Genomic DNA, 16,198 nt, shown 5'->3' with positions numbered 1-16,198 from the left:
CGGTTGAGAGCCCTTCGAGCGAAGCCGGGATCGAAGACATGAGCGTTGACACGCTCTCGACAGATCGAGAAGTGTCGGAGGACATGGCCCAACTCGACCGCCTTCCCGTCACGAGCGCGACCCTGATCGTGGGCGCGTCCGTGCTGGTGGGCAGCAACGGCGAAGCCTGCTGCTCGATCAGGCTGGTATGACCCGGGACAGCACAATCCTTGAAGATGAGCGTCCCCTCTGGCAGTGGAGCGCGACGGCCATCGCGCGCGCGACGCGGGCCGGCGAGATCACCGCGACCGAGGTCACGGAGGCGGCGCTCGACCGGATGGAGGCCGTCAACCCGGTGCTCAACGCGGTGGTCGAGAGCCTCGCCGATGAGGCGCGCGCCCGGGCCGCGGCCCTCGATGCCGATGATGGCGCGAGGGGACCGCTTCACGGCGTTCCGGTGACGATCAAGATCAACGTGGACCAGACCGGGCACCCCACGTCGAACGGTGTCGCCGCCTTTGCCGATCTTGTTGCGCCGGACGACGCACCGCTCGTCAGGCATCTCATGGCGGCCGGTGCCGTGGTGATCGGGCGCACCAACACGCCCGAATTCTCGTTCCGCGCCGATACAGACAATCCGCTGCACGGGCGCACTCACAATCCGTGGGGCCGCCACCTGTCGGCGGGCGGCTCCTCCGGTGGGGCGGGGGCGGCGGTGATGGCGGGGATCGGTGCGCTGGCCCATGGCAACGACATCGGCGGCTCCCTGCGGTTTCCGGCCTCGGCCAACGGCGCAGTGACAGTCAAACCGGGCCTTGGCCGGGTCGCCGCCTGGAACCCGAGCCAACCGGCCGAGCGGGGCCTGCTGGCGCAATCCATGTCGGTGCAGGGCATGATCGCGCGCACCGCGTCCGATCTGCATCCGGCAATGGAGGCCCTGATCGCCCCCGACCCGAGGGACCCGTTCCACGTGCCCCTGCCCTGGCGCGGCGCCCCCCTGGACGGGCCGATCAAGGTCGCCGTCTCCCGCGACGATTTCGGCTTCGGCCTGCATCCGGCCGTGGCCACGGCACTCGACGCGGCAGCCTCGGCGCTCTCGGATGCCGGCTACGCGGTCGAGGATGTCGATCCACCCCTCGCCTTCGAGACGGGCGAAGTGGGCTATCGAGCCCTGCTGGGCGAGGTGAAGGCGCTGATGGGCCCCGACATTGCAACCCATGGCTCTGAAACCCTCAACGCGATCTTCGACGCCTATTTCGAGCTGTTCCCGCCCTTCGAGGGCACCGACCTGCTGCGTGCGTTCGCACAGCGCAGCCACTACGCCCGGGCCTGGTCGCTCTTCCTCGAGGATTATCCGCTTGTCCTGACGCCATTCCTTCTGCGGCCCTTCTTCGGGGCCGGGCGGGATGCCGAGGGGATCGACGGCGCGCGCGAAGCTTTGGGTCACGCGCATTGGTCGTTTGCGATGAACTTCACGGGCCTGCCCGCCGGCAACCTGCCGACCCATGTCGCGGATCTGCTCGAGGGTCCGCAGCCGATCGGCGTCCAGATCGCCGGACGGCGCTGGCGCGAGGATCTTGTCGTGGATGCGATGCAGGCGATCGAGGCCCGCATCGCCCCGGTCTGCACGGCGCTCTGGGACCGGATGGGCCGAACCGCCCCAGAACCATCGCCCCATCCGGCAGACAGAGGGTCCGGGACGTAGGTATTCGTCCGCAGTTCTGGCCCCGGGTACGGGCGAACCCGCCCCCCAGCAGGTCCTGCCGTGCGTAAAACGCACTCAGGGATCCGGTGCGGCGGCACCTCCTTGGGGTCCAGGCGAAGGATCCGACCGAGCCTCGCCGGTAACCGAGTGAACTGAACGCGTCTTCAATGCCGCCCTAGGGGCGACCGGGCTTCGGATCACCACCAGGAGTCAAAACGATCTTTCCCGACACGGTCCCCGCTTCCAGCCGCTCATGCGCTTCGGCCGCGGCCTCGAGCGGGAGCTTCAGTCCGACATGCGGCGTGATCGCACCGCGCGCCAGTTTATCCAGAAGAATACGCAGATCGCCCGCGATGTGGCGGCGCAAGCTGAAGGGCGGGGTCATGATTGCATAGAACCGGGCACGTGGTCCCGGGGTGACCCACATGCGGGCGAACGCGGCAAGGGTTCGACGCACGGCCGCCCGTTCATCGGCCCCTCCGACTGCGGCGGCGAAACCGTAACCGACAACGCAACCCTTGCGCTTGGCGGCAGAACGCGACCGAAGGACATGATCGCCGCCAAGATGGTCGAAGACCGCATCTGCCCCGCCATGATCCCGCAGGACCGCCACGAAATCGTCCGTTCGGTAGTCGATCGGCAGGCCCCCGTATCGACGCACGAGATCATGCTTCCCGGCCGATGCGGTCGCAAACGCCCTCAAGCCCATCGAGCGGGTCAGGTCCAGCAATGCCGTCCCGACGCCACCGCCGCCGCCATGCACGAGGATGGTCTGCCCCTCTCTCACCTTCGCGACGCGTTCGAGCATCTGGAGCGCCGTTACGTAGTTCAGCACAATCGCCGCCGCCGCAGCGGGATCCGTGCCGGGGGGTCGCCGTGCGACATAGCGCGGGTCGAGCGCGATCGTCTGGGCGTACGAACCCACCGAAGACAGACCCGCAACCGGATCGCCGACCGCAAAGCCCGTCACGTCCGCTCCGGCTGCACGGACAATGCCCGCAAAGTCGTAGCCGGGCACGAAAGGAAAGGACGGCGCGCCAGGATAGATACCGTGCCGCATCTTGACGTCCGCAAAGGCGACGCCCGCAGCTTCGACATCGACCACGATCTCCCCCGCCGCAGGCTCTGGAACGGGACGGTTGACCACACGAAGCGCGTCGTCCGGCGCGCCGATGCCCGTCAGCTCCACGCATCGTCCGCCAGAGCGCACTCGAAGCATTGCCATTGAAGTCTCCGATCATCGAAATGCAGCACCGCACAGTTAGAGATCTTCAAGGGCGGCGTGGCAATCTGCGTGTTTCCGCGTGTACGAGCGATCGCGACACGGTCCCGATCGGTCAGTCCGTATCCGGCATGTCCTGGTCTGGCCACTCGCATCCGAGCCCGTCTTCCGGCGTCCGCCACCGAGCCTCGTTCATTCCACTCTCAATGCCGTTTCCTGCGACTTGGGTGGCCTGATCTGGCTCGTGGATCGACGCGACGGTCGATCGGGCAGCCTCCTTCACCTGTCCGGACGACTTCCGAGGGAACGCCAGGCCGGCGAATGCTCGGCGGTCACAATCGGCGAAATCTCGTTTGCGGATGGCGCGGAACATCTTGTCTCTGTTCGAATGACTCCGACCGAGGACAAATCTCGGCATCTGCATGCGCGCGCATGGCCTCGCCGTCGGAGCCGTTGTTCCCGGTGACCATGAGCGCGGCGGGCGGGACGCGGCGCGGACGCGCCTCGGCGGCGACATGATCGGCGACGCGGCCGCCCGCGAGCATCGGCCGGACGGTCGGTTCGGGAACGTGTGGACCTTGGTCGTGCGCTCGCCGCGCGGCTGTCCGATCCTTCGCCCCCCATTTTTTCCGCTCGCCGGGCGGTGGTGGAGCCGGCGCGGCCGGCGACGGGCAACTGGCTTTCAGGACATGACCCCCTTACGGGATGGCCGCCCTGAAGTACGAAACGGCTGCGAGGCCGGAAGATGGATGCAGCTGCAGCCTGGGGGCACCTCAAAGAGATCGGCATATCCGTCGATGCCATGACGCCTCGCGGTCCACTTGATTGGGGTGCTCCTTTCCGGACCCTTCCGGATGACACTACCGGTGCTGTTGAAGATGTCGTTGGCTGTCAGTGCGGAGACGCCGACGCGCCCTGATCGAAATCCGGCCGCACGATCCGGCGAGTCGACGTTTCGACCCTGTGTTTGTGTTCCGAGGATGGTCTGTCGCGCCGGCTCGATCCGGATCTCGATTGCTCACCGCGGTAGTCGGGGCAGCAGGAAGGGCGGGCCAGGGGTCGGGGATCCACGCGCATGGCACGCCCGCGAGGGGGGCCGAACCAAGTGACGAGTCTCACGCAAACCTCGTCTTTGGGTCGACGAGAAAACGTTGAAGAGCCGGGCCGTCGAGATCACCGGAAGCCACCCTGACCCTCTCGGCCGATCGCTCCGCGATCGCCTGCCAGGCCCTCGACGTGCCTGGCGCGCTGCACAGCCCCCGTCGCTCAGACGGTCAGGCGCGCGGCTCCGGGTGCCGCGGCCAGCAGGGCGCGGGTGTAGTCGTGCTGCGGGTTGGCATAGACGTCCGCCGTCGGGCCCTGCTCCACGACCTCGCCCTGGCGCATGACGAGGATGCGGTCGCAGATCTGGGCCGCCACGCGCAGATCGTGGGTGATGAACAGCATCGCCAGATCGAAGCGGTCGCGCACGTCGTCCAGCAGGTCCAGAACCTGTGCCTGAACCGAAACATCCAGCGCCGATACCGCCTCGTCCGCGATCAGCACATGCGGCTGCATGGCAAGCGCGCGGGCGATGGCGATGCGCTGGCGTTGCCCACCCGAGAACTGGTGAGGGAACCGCTCCAGCGCGTCGGGGTCCAGCCCGACGACGCGCATCAACTCCTCTGCACGGGCCATCGCCTCGGCTTGCGGCGTGCCGAAATTCACCGGGCCTTCCGTAATGGACTGCCCGACGTTTCGACGCGGGTTGAGCGAGCGGTAGGGGTCTTGGAACACCACCTGGATATCGCGGCGAACGGGGCGCAGCGCCCCTTGGCTCAGGCCTGCGATGTCGCGACCATCCAGCAGCACCCGGCCCGAGGTCGGATCGATCAGCCGCATGACGCAGCGCGCGACGGTGGACTTGCCCGATCCGCTTTCGCCCACGATGCCCAGCGTCTCGCCGCGCCTCAGCGCGAAATCGACCGACTTCGCGGCGTGGACCAGCCGTCCTCCACCCAAGAGGCCGCGATGGCCGTAGGTCTTATCCAGTCCCTCCACGACGAGCGTCTCGGCGCCTGTCGCAGCCTCACGCTCGGGCGGGGTCATGGAGGGAACGGCCTCCATCAGCATCTTCGTATAGGGGTGTTCGGGCGCGCGCAGCACCTGCTCGGCGAGGCCCTGCTCGACGATGCGGCCGTGCTGCATGACGACCACGCGATCAGCGATGTCGGCCACGACGCCGAAATCGTGGGTGATGAACAGAACGCCCATGCCGCGCCGCGCCTGGATATCCTTGATCAGGTCGAGGATCTGCGCCTGGGTCGTGACGTCCAGCGCGGTGGTCGGCTCATCGGCGATCAGCAGATCCGGCTCCAGCACGAGGGCCATCGCGATCATGATCCGCTGCCGCTGCCCGCCGGACAATTGATGCGGGAAGGCGCGGTACATCGAGGCGGGGTCGGGCAGGCCGACGTCCTCCATCGCGGCGATGACCCGCGTCTTCCGGCCGGAAGCCGACAGGTCGGTGTGGATCTCGAGCATCTCGCCGATCTGGTCGCCCACCCGGGCGACGGGGTTCAGCGCTGTCATCGGCTCTTGGAAGATCATCGACATCTTCTCGCCGCGCAGCTTTCGCAAGCGCCGGCGGCCCACGCGCAGCAGGTCCTCGCCATCCATCATGATCCGTCCCGCCACGGGCTTCAGCGCCCGGCTGTCCTGCAGGCCCATCACGGTGAAGGCGGTGACGGACTTGCCCGACCCGCTTTCGCCCACGACGCAGACGATCTCTCCGGCGGCGACGGCCAGGTCGATATCCTCGACGGCATTCGCGCGGTCGGCGCCCTTCGGCAACGAAACCGTCAGGCCCTCGACGGAGAGAACCGCCCCGCTCACCGCATCGTCCTGGCGATGCGCGGGTCGAGCGTGTCGCGCAGCCCGTCGCCCACGATGTTGACCGCCAGCACCGTCACCGCCAGCGCGAGGCCCGGGAAGAAGATGATCCACGGCGTCAGCTGAAAGAAGGTGCGCCCCTCGGACATGATGTTCCCCCAGGAAGGGATCTCGGGCGGGATCCCGGCGCCGAGAAAGCCGAGGATCGCCTCGGTCAGCATGGCCGAGCCGCATATATAGGTCGCCTGCACGATCAGCGGCGCGATCGTGTTCGGCAGGACGTGGCGCACCATTATCATGTGGACCCGGGTACCTGCGGCGATGGCGGCCTCGACATAGGCCTCCTCGCGCACGGTCAGGACGACCGACCGCACCAGCCGGGTAACGCGCGGGATCTCTGGGATGACGATGGCGGCCACCACCGTGCCGAGCGTCGCCCCGGACAGCGAGATCATGGCGATGGCCAGCAGGATCGCCGGGATCGACATCAGCCCGTCCATCACCCGCATGATGATCGCGTCGGTCCAGCGCACATATCCGGCCACCAGCCCCAGGACGAGCCCGATGGCGATGGCGATCACCGCCACGGCGAGCCCCACCACTAGCGAGACGCGCGCCCCGCTCAGCACTCGGCTGAATACGTCGCGGCCAAGCTGGTCGGTGCCCATCAGCCCCGCCTCGCCCGGCGGCCTGAGGCGTGTCATGGGGTTCAGGTTGGTCGGATCGACCACGAACCACGGGCCGATCACCGCGACCAGCGCGATCAGCGCCAGCACCACGCCGCCCCACAGGACGCCGCGATTGCGCAACGCGATGCGCCAGACGGCGACGTCCCTTGCCGAAGGCAGCGGGGCCGCTGCGCCCGCGACGTCGGGGGCGACACCCTCGGCCATCAGTAGCGGATCCGCGGATCGAGGAAGGTGTAAGTCAGGTCGATCAGCAGGTTCAGCAGAATGTAGACGAAGCTGAAGAACAGGATCAGGCCCTGGATGATAGGGTAATCCCGTGCCAGCACCGCATCCAGAACAAGACGGCCCAGGCCCGGGATGTTGTAGACGCTCTCGGTGACGACGACCCCGCCGATCAAGAGCGCGATGCCGATGCCGATGACGGTCACGATGGGCACCGCCGCGTTGCGGACCGCGTGGCGCATCAGGACCTTCAATTCCGACTGGCCCTTGGCGCGCGCGGTGCGGACATAGTCCTCCTCGAGCACTTCGATGACGCTGGCGCGGGTCATGCGCGCGATCAGCGCGATGAAGATCACCGACAGCGTCAGGGTCGGCAGGGTGATGTGGCTGAGGAACGGCCCCAATCCATGCTCGAAGGGCGAGCGGTAGCCCTGCACCGGCAGCCAGCGCAGATTGAGAGAGAAGACGTAGATCAGCACGTAGCCCAGCACGAAGACCGGCACCGAGAAGCCGCCCACCGAGAACAGCATCACGAACCGGTCGATCAGGGAGCCGGCCTTGAAGGCGGCCAGCGTGCCGAGAGGGACGGCCACTGCGACCGAGAACAGGATGGTGGTCAACGCCAGCAGCATCGTCGGCTCAATGCGCTGAGCGATCAGCTCGGTCACCGGCTTGCCTGAGAAGATCGAGGTACCGAGGTCGCCCTGCATCAGCGACCAGACCCAGGTCCCGAACTGCACGACCAGCGGCTCGGACAGGCCCAACTGCTCACGGATGCGGGCCACGTCCTCGGCCGTCGCGAAGTCGCCCGCGATCACGGCCGCCGGGTCGCCTGGCGACAGGCGCAACAGCGCGAAGACGAACAGGGCGACGACCCCCATGACCGGGATCGTCATCGCCACGCGCTTCAGGATGTAGACCAGCATCTCATGCCCCCATCGCGGATGCGCCGGCCGATGACGGCCGGCGCGGGGGGATCACTCCACCGAGATGTTCCAGAAGAACTGGACCGGGGACTTGATCAGCCCCTCGACGTTGTTCCGATAGGCCACGGGCACGAAGAACTGACCGAGTTGTCCCGAGGCCCCGATCGCCCAGAGCCGCTCCTGCACGGCGGTGGCGGACGCCTCGCGTTCTTCGGGCGTCGTGGCGCGGGCAAACGCGGCGCGCGCGGCCTCCAGCTCCGCATCTTCGGCCCAGCCGAACCAGCCCCCGTCCGGGTCGCCCGAGAATGCGATGGCCATCGGGTCGATCACGTCCGCGCCGATCCACCACGTATGGAAAATGTTCCAACCCCCGTCGGCCACCGGTTCGCGCGAGGCGCGGCGAGAGGTCAGGGTGGCCCAGTCCATCGCCTGCATGTCGACGGTGAACCCAGCGTCACGCAGCTTGTCCGCCGTCACCAGCGAAAAGGCCGAAAGGACCGGGATATCCGTGGGCTGCATGATCACGACCGGCGTGCCGTCGTAGTCGGTTTCGGCCAAGGCGGCCTTGGCGGCTTCGACGTCGCCGGTCATGATGACTTCCGCGCCCGCGTCGGACTCGAGCGGCGTGCCGCAAGGATAGACCGAGAAGCAGGTCGACCAGAACTGCTCGTCGCCGACGGCCGAGGCCATGTAGTCCTCTTGCCGCATGGCCATGATGGCCGCGCGACGCACCTCCGCGTCGTCGAAGGGCGGCAGAAGGTGGTTGAACCGCGCGAAGCCGATATTCCCGAGCGGATCGTTGATCTCGACGGTGACGTCGGGGTTCGATTCCAGGATCGGGGTCAGGTCCGGGGCGGGCTGCTCGAAGAAGTCGACCTCTCCGGTCATCAGCGCATTCATCGCCGTGGTGTTGTCGGGGAAGTACTGCCAGACCACGCGGTCGACGTTAGCGACTTTGCCGCCGGCCGCGGCCGAAGCGGGTTCATCGCGTGGGACGTAATCCTCGAACTTGGTGTAGACGACCGTGTTGCCCGGCACCCATTCATCCTCCTGGAAGACGAACGGACCGGAGCCGGTGAAGTCCTCGATCTGCTCGAACGGATCGGTGGCCGCGACGCGGGCGGGCATGATGAAAGGCACGTTGGAGCTGATCTTGCCGAGGCTCTGAAGCACGAGACCGAACGGCTCGGACAGGGTGAGGCGGAAGGTGCTGTCGTCGACGGCCTCCATCGAGGCGGTCGAGGCCATCAGCTGCTGACCCATCCCGTCGCGCGCGCCCCAGCGCTCCAGCGAGGCGATCACGTCTTCGGACGTGACGGGGGCGCCGTCATGGAAGGTCAGCCCGTCCCGCAGCGTGAATTCCCATGTCAGGCCGTCCTCGGACTCGGTCCAGGTATCGACCATCTGCGGCTGGACCTCGAAATTCTCGTCCATCGCGAACAAGGTGTCGTAGATCATGTAACCGTGGTTCCGCGTGATGTACGCGGTGGTCCAGATCGGATCGAGATTCTTGAGGTCCGCATGCGGGATTACCCGCAGGGTGGTCTCGGCCGCGGCGGCAGACAGCGTCAGCGGCAGGGCGATGGCGGCGGCGATCAAACCCCGTCCAATTCGGGTGAAGGACATCGGCGAACTCCCCATTCTTCGCACACTTGTCGTTACGTCAACGATCCTGCACGATACCCCCAACCTGTCAATCGAGCGGGGGCAGGGGCCATGGGGGACACGGGCATGGTGACGGTCTATTCCGCCGCAAAAGTCATCACGATGGACCACAATTGCCCGCATGCCACGCATGTCGCGGTCAGGGACGGATTGATCGTCGGCGTGGGTGGACCCGATTGCGGGGATGGCTGGGGGACCGTCACCCGTGATGATCGCTACGCGGCCCGGATCCTCATACCCGGTCTGATCGAGGCCCATGCCCACGTCATGGCCGGCGGCATCTGGCGCTTCACCTATCTGGGCCACTACACCCGCACTGACCCCGACGGGCGCGAATGGCCGGGCCTGCGCGACTACGACGCCCTGATCGCGCGCCTGCGCGACGTGGCCGCCGACACGCCGCCGGGCCAGCCGGTCGTCGGATGGGGCTTCGACCCCAACTTCCTGGACGGCCGCCGTCTGGATCGCGTCCATCTGGATCAGGTTTCGACGGACCATCCGGTGGTCGTCGTCCATTCCAACTTCCACCTCGCCTCGGCCAACGGGTTGGCGCTGGAACGCGGCGGTCTCGGCCCGGAAACCAACCTGCCGGGCGTGGTTCGCGGCTCGGACGGCGCGCCCAATGGCGAGCTGCACGAATTCGCCGCCATGGGCCCCGTCATGGCCATCGCCAATCTGGCCTTCTCCGACCTGGCCGACCGCGACGGCCTGCGGGCCTACGGTCAGGTCGCCAGACGCTGCGGCGTGACCACCGTGGCGGATCTGCTCTCCGACCTGGACCCGCCCGAAGTCGAGATGCTGGAGCGGGAAACGGCCCGCGATGGCTTCCCCGCACGCTACGTGCCGGTGATGAACGCCATGCGCGGCGACCCCGAGAACGAGGCGCGCCGCGCCCTGGCCCTGCGCGCCCGCTCCACGCCCAAGCTGCATCTGGGTCGCGCCAAGCTCTTCACGGATGGCGCGATCCAGGGCGGCACGGCCAAGTTGCTGCCTCCGGGCTATTTCGCCATCGAAGACCACGGCATCTGGAACATGGAGCCCGACCATTTTCGCGCCGCCGTGCGCGCCTTGCACCGAGCGGGCATCAAGACCCACACCCATACGAATGGCGATGCCGCCTCTCTGCTTGCGATCGAGGCCTACGAGGCCGCCCTGCTGGAGACGCCCGATGCCGACCATCGGCACACGCTGGAACACGTCCAGCTGGCCGACCTGGCGCAGTTCAAGCGGATGCGCGCCCTTGGTCTGACGGTGAATGTCTTCGCGAACCACATCCACTATTTCGGCGACCTTCACTGGACGCGGACCGTAGGCCCGGAGCGCGCCGCGCGCATGGATGCCTGTGCCGATGCCTGGGACGTCTGGGGCGGCGACTTCGCAATTCATTCCGATGCCCCGGTCACGCCCATGGCGCCGCTCGCCACCGCCTGGTTCGCGACCGAGCGGCTGACCGAGACGGGCCGCCGCCTGGGCGAGACGCAGGGCATCAAGCCGTCGCAGGCGTTGCACTGCATCACCCGCGGCGCGGCCCATGTGCTCAAGATGGAGGACAAGGTGGGCAGCATTTCGGTCGGCAAGTACGCCGACCTGACCGTGCTCGACGCCGACCCGCTGGGCGACACACCGCTTTGCGACGTGCCCATCGTCGGCACCGTTCTCGGAGGTATCCCCACATGAACCGTGTGGCGGTGGCGGGCTTCCAGCACGAGACGAATACCTTCGCGCCCGATCCCACCGATCTGGACGCGTTCGAGCGCGGCGGCGCCTGGCCGCCGCTGACGCGCGGGACCGACGTCTTGGACCGGTTCCAGGGCCTGAACATCCCGCTTTCGGGCTTTCTGGCTGCCTGTAACCATGAGGTGATCCCGATCCTCTGGGCCGGTGCCGAACCCGGCGGCACCGTCACGGACCGCGCCTTCGAGTCCATCGTAGGTGAGATCTGCGCGGGCCTGGCCGACGCCCGGCCCGATGCTCTCTATCTCGACCTTCATGGCGCCATGGTGACCGAAACCCATGACGACGGCGAAGCGGCGATCCTGGCCCGGATCCGCGAAGTCGTCGGTCCCGACCTGCCCGTCATCGTCAGCCTGGACCTGCATGGCAATCTCAGCCGCGCCTTCTTCGAGCGCGCGACGGCGGTCACGGTCTATCGCACCTATCCCCATCTCGACATGGGCGAAACGGGCGCTCGCGCTGCCAACCTGTTGGACCATGTTCTGGCCCATGGCCCACCCGCGCGTGCCTTTCGCCAGGCGGACCTCGTGATCCCCATCACGGCCCAGACGACTGAGCATGCGCCCGCAAGCGACCTCTACGCTGCAATTGCCGAGGCCGACATCCTGTCGGCCGACATGGCCCTCGGCTTCCCGCCTGCCGACGTGCCCGATGTGGGCCCGACGATCTTTGCCTACGATTACGAACCGGGCGCCGCCGATGCCGCGGCCGACGCCGCCCTTGACAGGTTGATGGCTGCCTCCGACAGCTTTGATGCGCGCCTTCTGCCCGCCGAGGCCGCAGTCGCGAAGGCGCTGGAGGCCCCGGCCCCCGTCATTATCGCTGACGTGCAGGACAATCCCGGCGCGGGCGCCACCGGCGACACGACCGGCCTGCTGGCCGCGCTGATCGACGCGGACGTACCCGACGCCATCCTCGGCCTGCTCTGCGACCCGGACGCCGCCGGTGCGGCCCATGCGGCGGGACTGGGCGCCACGCTCCACACGCCGCTCGGCGGGAACCACCCGGCTTATTCCCAGCCGATCCGACATCCCGCCGTGGTCGAAGCTCTGCGCGACGGCCCCTTCCCCATGACCGGCCCCTTCTTCGGCGGCCGCGACGGCGACCTCGGCCCCATGGCCTGCCTGCATCTGCAGGGCACCGGCATCCGCGTCGCAATCGCCGCCCGCCGCGCGCAGAACGCCGACCAGGGCATGTTCCGCGCCGTGGGGCTGGAACCCCGCGACCATGCCATCATCTGTGTGAAAAGCGCCGTGCATTTCATCGGCGACTATAAACGGGTCTCGGAGCGGATTCTCTTCGCCACCGCCCCCGGCGCGAACCCGTGCAACCTGAGCGCCATTCCCTACACCCGTCTGAGGCCGGGAATACGGCTGCTCTGAAAGACAGCCCCGCCGAGACGACCCTTACCACTCGAACGGCGCAACATGAGGCACAGGCCACGCCTTGCCTCGGCCACATCGCTCGCCAAGAGAATCGAGATATGCGGGCCTCCATCACGCCACGAGTGTCTGACGCTCCCTGAGGGCACGGTAGAGGCCATCGTCCCGTGCCATGAGCTCGGCGGGGCTCCCGTCCTCGACGATACGGCCGCGGTCGAACACGAGAATGCGGTCCATCCGCTCCACAGTGGCCAGGCGATGGGCGATCACCAGCGTCGTGCGGCCTTCCATCAGCCGTTCGGCGGCTTCCGCCACCAGAGCTTCGGCCTCGCTATCCAGCGAAGACGTGGCCTCGTCCATGATCAGGATCGGCGCATCCGACAGGAACGCTCGGGCGATGGCCACCCGCTGGCGTTCCCCGCCCGACAGCTTGACGCCGCGCTCGCCCACCTCGGTGCCGTATCCCTTTTCCAGCCGCTCGATGAACTCGGCGGCACCGGCCTTCTCCGCTGCGGCACGCACCTCCTCGATCGTCGCGCCCGGGCGCGCGTAGGCGATATTCTCGCTGAGTGACCGGTGGAACAGGATCGGCTCCTGCGGGACTAGGGCGACGTTCGACCGCAACTCCGCCAGAGGAACCGATGCGATGTCGGTCCCGCCCATCGTGATCGCGCCACCCGTGACCTCGTGGATCCGCTGGATCAGCTTGACGAAGGTCGTTTTCCCAGAGCCGGAGCGTCCGACCAGCCCCACCTTCTGCCCGGCCGGTATGGCGACGTGCAGATCCGTGAAGAGCGGCGTCGGCGCCCCTTCGTAGCCGTAATCCACGTGTTCGAAGGCAAGCGCGGCCGCGCGCGGCGGCAGGGCGCGCGCGGGGCGCCTGACGACGTCGGTCTCAGTCGCGTCGGTCAGCAGATCGACCATCTCCTCGGCATCGTTGACCGCTTTCTGAAGCTGGCGCACGTGGCTTCCGATCTGACGCAGATAACCGTCCAGCATGCCGAGCGCGGAGACGGTGAAGGCGATCTCTCCAGCGCCCGCCGCGCCCCGCATGAAGGCCAGAAGCGCCCCGCCCAATACGAGCGCGCGCAACAGCCACAGGCTCGAATCCTGCGCGAGGCCGGACCATGTGCCGCGTCGCCAGACGCGGCGACTGCGATGCGCCCATTTGCCCAACACGCGACCCAGCCGCGCGTCTTCCCGCGCTTCGGCAGCATGAGCCTTGACGACGGCATTCGATGTGATCGCGTCCGCCAAGGCGCCCGAGACCCGGCTGTCCTGCGCGTTGGCAAGCCGGGCGGCGGGCGCGACCCATTTCAGGGTCAGCGTCAGCGAAAGCGCGACGAACAGCACCGCACCCAACAGCGCCGCCGCACCGACCTCGATGCGGAAGATCGCAAGCGTCGCGATGGTGCCGAGCAGCACCAGGATCGACGGGCCCAGCGCGAGGAACAGAAGATCCCCAATATCGTCGAGGGCCCAGGTGCCGCGGGTGATCTTGCGCACCGTGGAGCCTGCGAAGGCGTTGGCGTGCCAGGATGCGGGCAGGCGCTGGACACGGGCGAAGGCGTCCGCCTCCACCTCGCGCATCGTCGGGATCGTGAGGTCGATGATGACGAAGTAGCTGGCTATCTTGGCCGCGATGGACACGATGCCAAGCGCCATCAGACCGGCGAACGCCGCCCAGGGCGCGGTGTCCTCGGCGACGGGAGCGACCAGCCGGCCCGTCAGGACGGGGATCGACACGTCCGCGCCGGTCGAGACGAGTTGCAGGGCGATCAGGGTCGCGACTTGGCCCGGGCGGCGCGCCCATCTGGACGCGGCAAAGGCGAGAACCCGCGCGAACGCGCCGCGGGAGAGAGTCTGGGACATTGGATGCGTCGCGGACGGAAAGTCCGCGTCCTGCTGAAGAGGAAAGGAGGAGCCGTTCCTGCGGTCGGACCTAGCGTGTCACCATGACGGAACGGAGCGAACCGTCCGGAGGGTCAGCCGATGCCGGACCACGCACGAGGACGGTCTTTAGCGGCGATACGGTACATGATCGTCATTCGCGTCCTCCTCTTTCGAACTGCCTCTCTGACGATCTCTTACTTAGATCGCTGCCGTCGGGTCAAGATCCGAAGGTCCTGCCCCCGAGGGACCCGCGGCACGATGCCGAAACGCCCCTCGGACGGCCGAGCCGAAAGAAACGACCCAGAACAAGGGCGGACGATCATTCGGTCCGGCAAGCGCCGACGCCGCAAGTCCGGCGGACCTGCTCATCATCGCGGAGGCGGCGGCGGTCCCCGCCGGCTCATATCGCGATGATGGGCGTGCTGGCCGCGAAGGCGAAGGCGAGCAATCCGCCCAGCACCGGGACGACGCCACCGGACCCGGCGCGCCCGGCCATCCATCCTGCCGCGGTGCCGAAGACGACCCAGAAGAGCACCGTCACCGGCAAGACAGTGAAGGCCACGCCGATAGGCGGGTCGATCACCATGGCGCCAAGCAAGGCCGCGAGCGGGACGGCCCGTGCCGTCAGGCGCAGCGAAAACCGGGCAGCCGATGTAAGGAGAGCGTCTCCGTAGACGAAGAGAAGGGCACCGGGCAGCAAGGCCGCCGCGACCGCCAGCCGAGGTCCGGTCAGCACGAAAGACGCTCCGTAGCGATCGAGCGCGAGGACAAAGAGAATCGCCCAAGCCGCAAGGAGGAAGGCAGCGCCGAGCCGCCCCCCCGAGAGCCGATGCCCCGCGCGCCAGAGCACCGCGATCTGCACGACGCCCCATGCCGCAAGAAACGCCGCGAGCGGCCCGAAGGCCATGAGGCCGAACAGGTCCGGAGCAAGGACCGCCGCCGATACCGCCGCAGGGATGGGCAGGATCAGCGCAACGGCCGCCGTTCGGGCCGAGGGCGCCGGCGCGGGCGGGCGCACGGGGCCGAACGCACGGGCCAAAGGCCAGGTAAGCGCCACGATCCCGGCGAGCAAAAACAGGAGCCAGAGCGCTGTCGCAGGGGGGCGACCGTTCCCAGGCACGTCCCACGGCGCGACGATCCAGTCGCGGACCTCGCGCAAGCCTTCGGGCGCGTAGAGCACGCCGACATGGCCCACGACCGGAACGACGGCAGCACGGCGGCTGATGCCCTGGGACGAAACGGTTTCGTCCTCTGCGGCATCGGGCTCGACAAGGCGCGCCGCCTCGAGTGCGATGCCGCGGAGACGCCCCTCGCGTGCGCCCGACAGGATCAGGAGCCGCGCCGGTCTCTCGGGCGTGACAGCCTCCGAATACATCGAGATCGCGACGACGCTCGCTGGATCGAGCGACTCGGCGGCGCGCACGACGATATCGGTCGCCATCGAATGGCCAAGCAGCGCGAGCCTGTCATCCGGTCCATCCGCGAGCGCGCGGGCGACGGCCACGACCCTTTGCGTCAGCACCGCCGTCGCGCCATCGAGCCGGGTCACATCGCCCGTCATCGGCTCCGGGTTGCGGCCATGGCCCGGCAGGTCGAGCGTGACGGCCTCCAACCCCGACCGCGCGAGTGTGATCGCAATGGCGCGCATCATCTGCCGCGAGCCCGCATATCCGTGCACCACCAGAACACGCGGCAACGGCGCTGTAGTGTCAGGGCGCCAGATCGTGACGGGCACGCTGGCGATCTCCGTGCGAACGACCGACAGGCCGTCGCGCTCACGTTCGAGCATGAAGACGGCAAGCGCTACTGCGACGACGGACAGCGCGGCGAAGAGGATGGCTGGACGCATGAGGTGCAGCTAGGTCGATCGGTGCGGCCGGACCACAGGACACCGGCGAGGCCCGCATGCA

Annotated in this window: 11 protein-coding genes; 4 read left to right on the top strand and 7 right to left on the bottom strand. The window is 67.8% G+C overall.

Translation table 11 applies throughout. From position 1 onward, the window contains the following. The first annotated feature begins 38 nt into the window (after positions 1 to 38). Together jaqu_RS21710 and jaqu_RS16690 are read left to right on the top strand one after the other, a co-directional pair. On the top strand, positions 39 to 191 hold the full coding sequence (locus jaqu_RS21710) for a hypothetical protein (RefSeq protein ID WP_161793885.1): 153 nt from the start codon (positions 39 to 41) through the stop codon (positions 189 to 191). Continuing rightward, positions 188 to 1,684, top strand: a complete 1,497-nt coding sequence (locus jaqu_RS16690; protein WP_043920116.1) for an amidase — start codon at positions 188 to 190, stop codon at positions 1,682 to 1,684. Before jaqu_RS21710 ends, jaqu_RS16690 begins: the two co-directional genes overlap by 4 nt. A gap of 175 nt (positions 1,685 to 1,859) precedes the next feature. Here jaqu_RS16690 and jaqu_RS16685 read toward each other — a convergent pair whose 3' ends face one another. From jaqu_RS16685 to jaqu_RS16660, 5 genes are all read right to left on the bottom strand, one after another. Next, entirely contained in the window at positions 1,860 to 2,909 is a 1,050-nt protein-coding gene (locus jaqu_RS16685) for a medium chain dehydrogenase/reductase family protein (protein WP_084629948.1), read from the bottom strand. A 1,263-nt stretch (positions 2,910 to 4,172) separates the two neighbouring features. After that, a complete protein-coding gene (locus jaqu_RS16675; protein ID WP_043920114.1) occupies positions 4,173 to 5,780 on the bottom strand; it encodes an ABC transporter ATP-binding protein in 1,608 nt (535 codons plus the stop codon). Continuing rightward, the gene (locus tag jaqu_RS21970; RefSeq protein WP_052501028.1) at positions 5,777 to 6,670 is read right to left on the bottom strand and encodes an ABC transporter permease; all 894 of its coding nucleotides are present in this window, start codon (positions 6,668 to 6,670) and stop codon (positions 5,777 to 5,779) included. The genes jaqu_RS16675 and jaqu_RS21970 overlap by 4 nt, the downstream gene beginning before the upstream one ends. Continuing rightward, positions 6,670 to 7,614 carry an ABC transporter permease gene (locus jaqu_RS16665; RefSeq protein WP_043920113.1) on the bottom strand — a complete coding sequence of 315 codons (945 nt, stop codon included), beginning with the start codon at positions 7,612 to 7,614 and terminating at the stop codon, positions 6,670 to 6,672. Before jaqu_RS16665 ends, jaqu_RS21970 begins: the two co-directional genes overlap by 1 nt. A 51-nt stretch (positions 7,615 to 7,665) precedes the next feature. After that, the gene (locus jaqu_RS16660) at positions 7,666 to 9,240 is read right to left on the bottom strand and encodes an ABC transporter substrate-binding protein (RefSeq protein WP_043920112.1); all 1,575 of its coding nucleotides are present in this window, start codon (positions 9,238 to 9,240) and stop codon (positions 7,666 to 7,668) included. 90 nt (positions 9,241 to 9,330) lie between these two features. Here jaqu_RS16660 and jaqu_RS16655 point away from each other — a divergent pair, with 90 nt between their 5' ends. Both jaqu_RS16655 and jaqu_RS16650 read left to right on the top strand, forming a co-directional pair. Next, positions 9,331 to 10,956, top strand: a complete 1,626-nt coding sequence (locus tag jaqu_RS16655) for an amidohydrolase (protein ID WP_236687881.1) — start codon at positions 9,331 to 9,333, stop codon at positions 10,954 to 10,956. Continuing rightward, positions 10,953 to 12,395 carry a M81 family metallopeptidase gene (locus tag jaqu_RS16650; protein ID WP_043920110.1) on the top strand — a complete coding sequence of 481 codons (1,443 nt, stop codon included), beginning with the start codon at positions 10,953 to 10,955 and terminating at the stop codon, positions 12,393 to 12,395. The genes jaqu_RS16655 and jaqu_RS16650 overlap by 4 nt, the downstream gene beginning before the upstream one ends. A 114-nt stretch (positions 12,396 to 12,509) precedes the next feature. Here the strand turns inward: jaqu_RS16650 and jaqu_RS16645 are convergent, their stop codons facing one another. Then, the gene (locus jaqu_RS16645; protein WP_043920109.1) at positions 12,510 to 14,267 is read right to left on the bottom strand and encodes an ABC transporter ATP-binding protein; all 1,758 of its coding nucleotides are present in this window, start codon (positions 14,265 to 14,267) and stop codon (positions 12,510 to 12,512) included. A gap of 421 nt (positions 14,268 to 14,688) precedes the next feature. Beyond that, the gene (locus jaqu_RS16640) at positions 14,689 to 16,137 is read right to left on the bottom strand and encodes an alpha/beta fold hydrolase (protein ID WP_043920108.1); all 1,449 of its coding nucleotides are present in this window, start codon (positions 16,135 to 16,137) and stop codon (positions 14,689 to 14,691) included. Between the last annotated feature and the right edge of the window lie 61 nt (positions 16,138 to 16,198).

Origin of the sequence: Jannaschia aquimarina (assembly GCF_000877395.1) — a bacterium.
GTDB lineage: Bacteria > Pseudomonadota > Alphaproteobacteria > Rhodobacterales > Rhodobacteraceae > Jannaschia > Jannaschia aquimarina.
The sequence above is the reverse complement of the archived record's forward strand: the minus strand, read 5'-3'. Positions and strand labels throughout refer to the sequence as shown.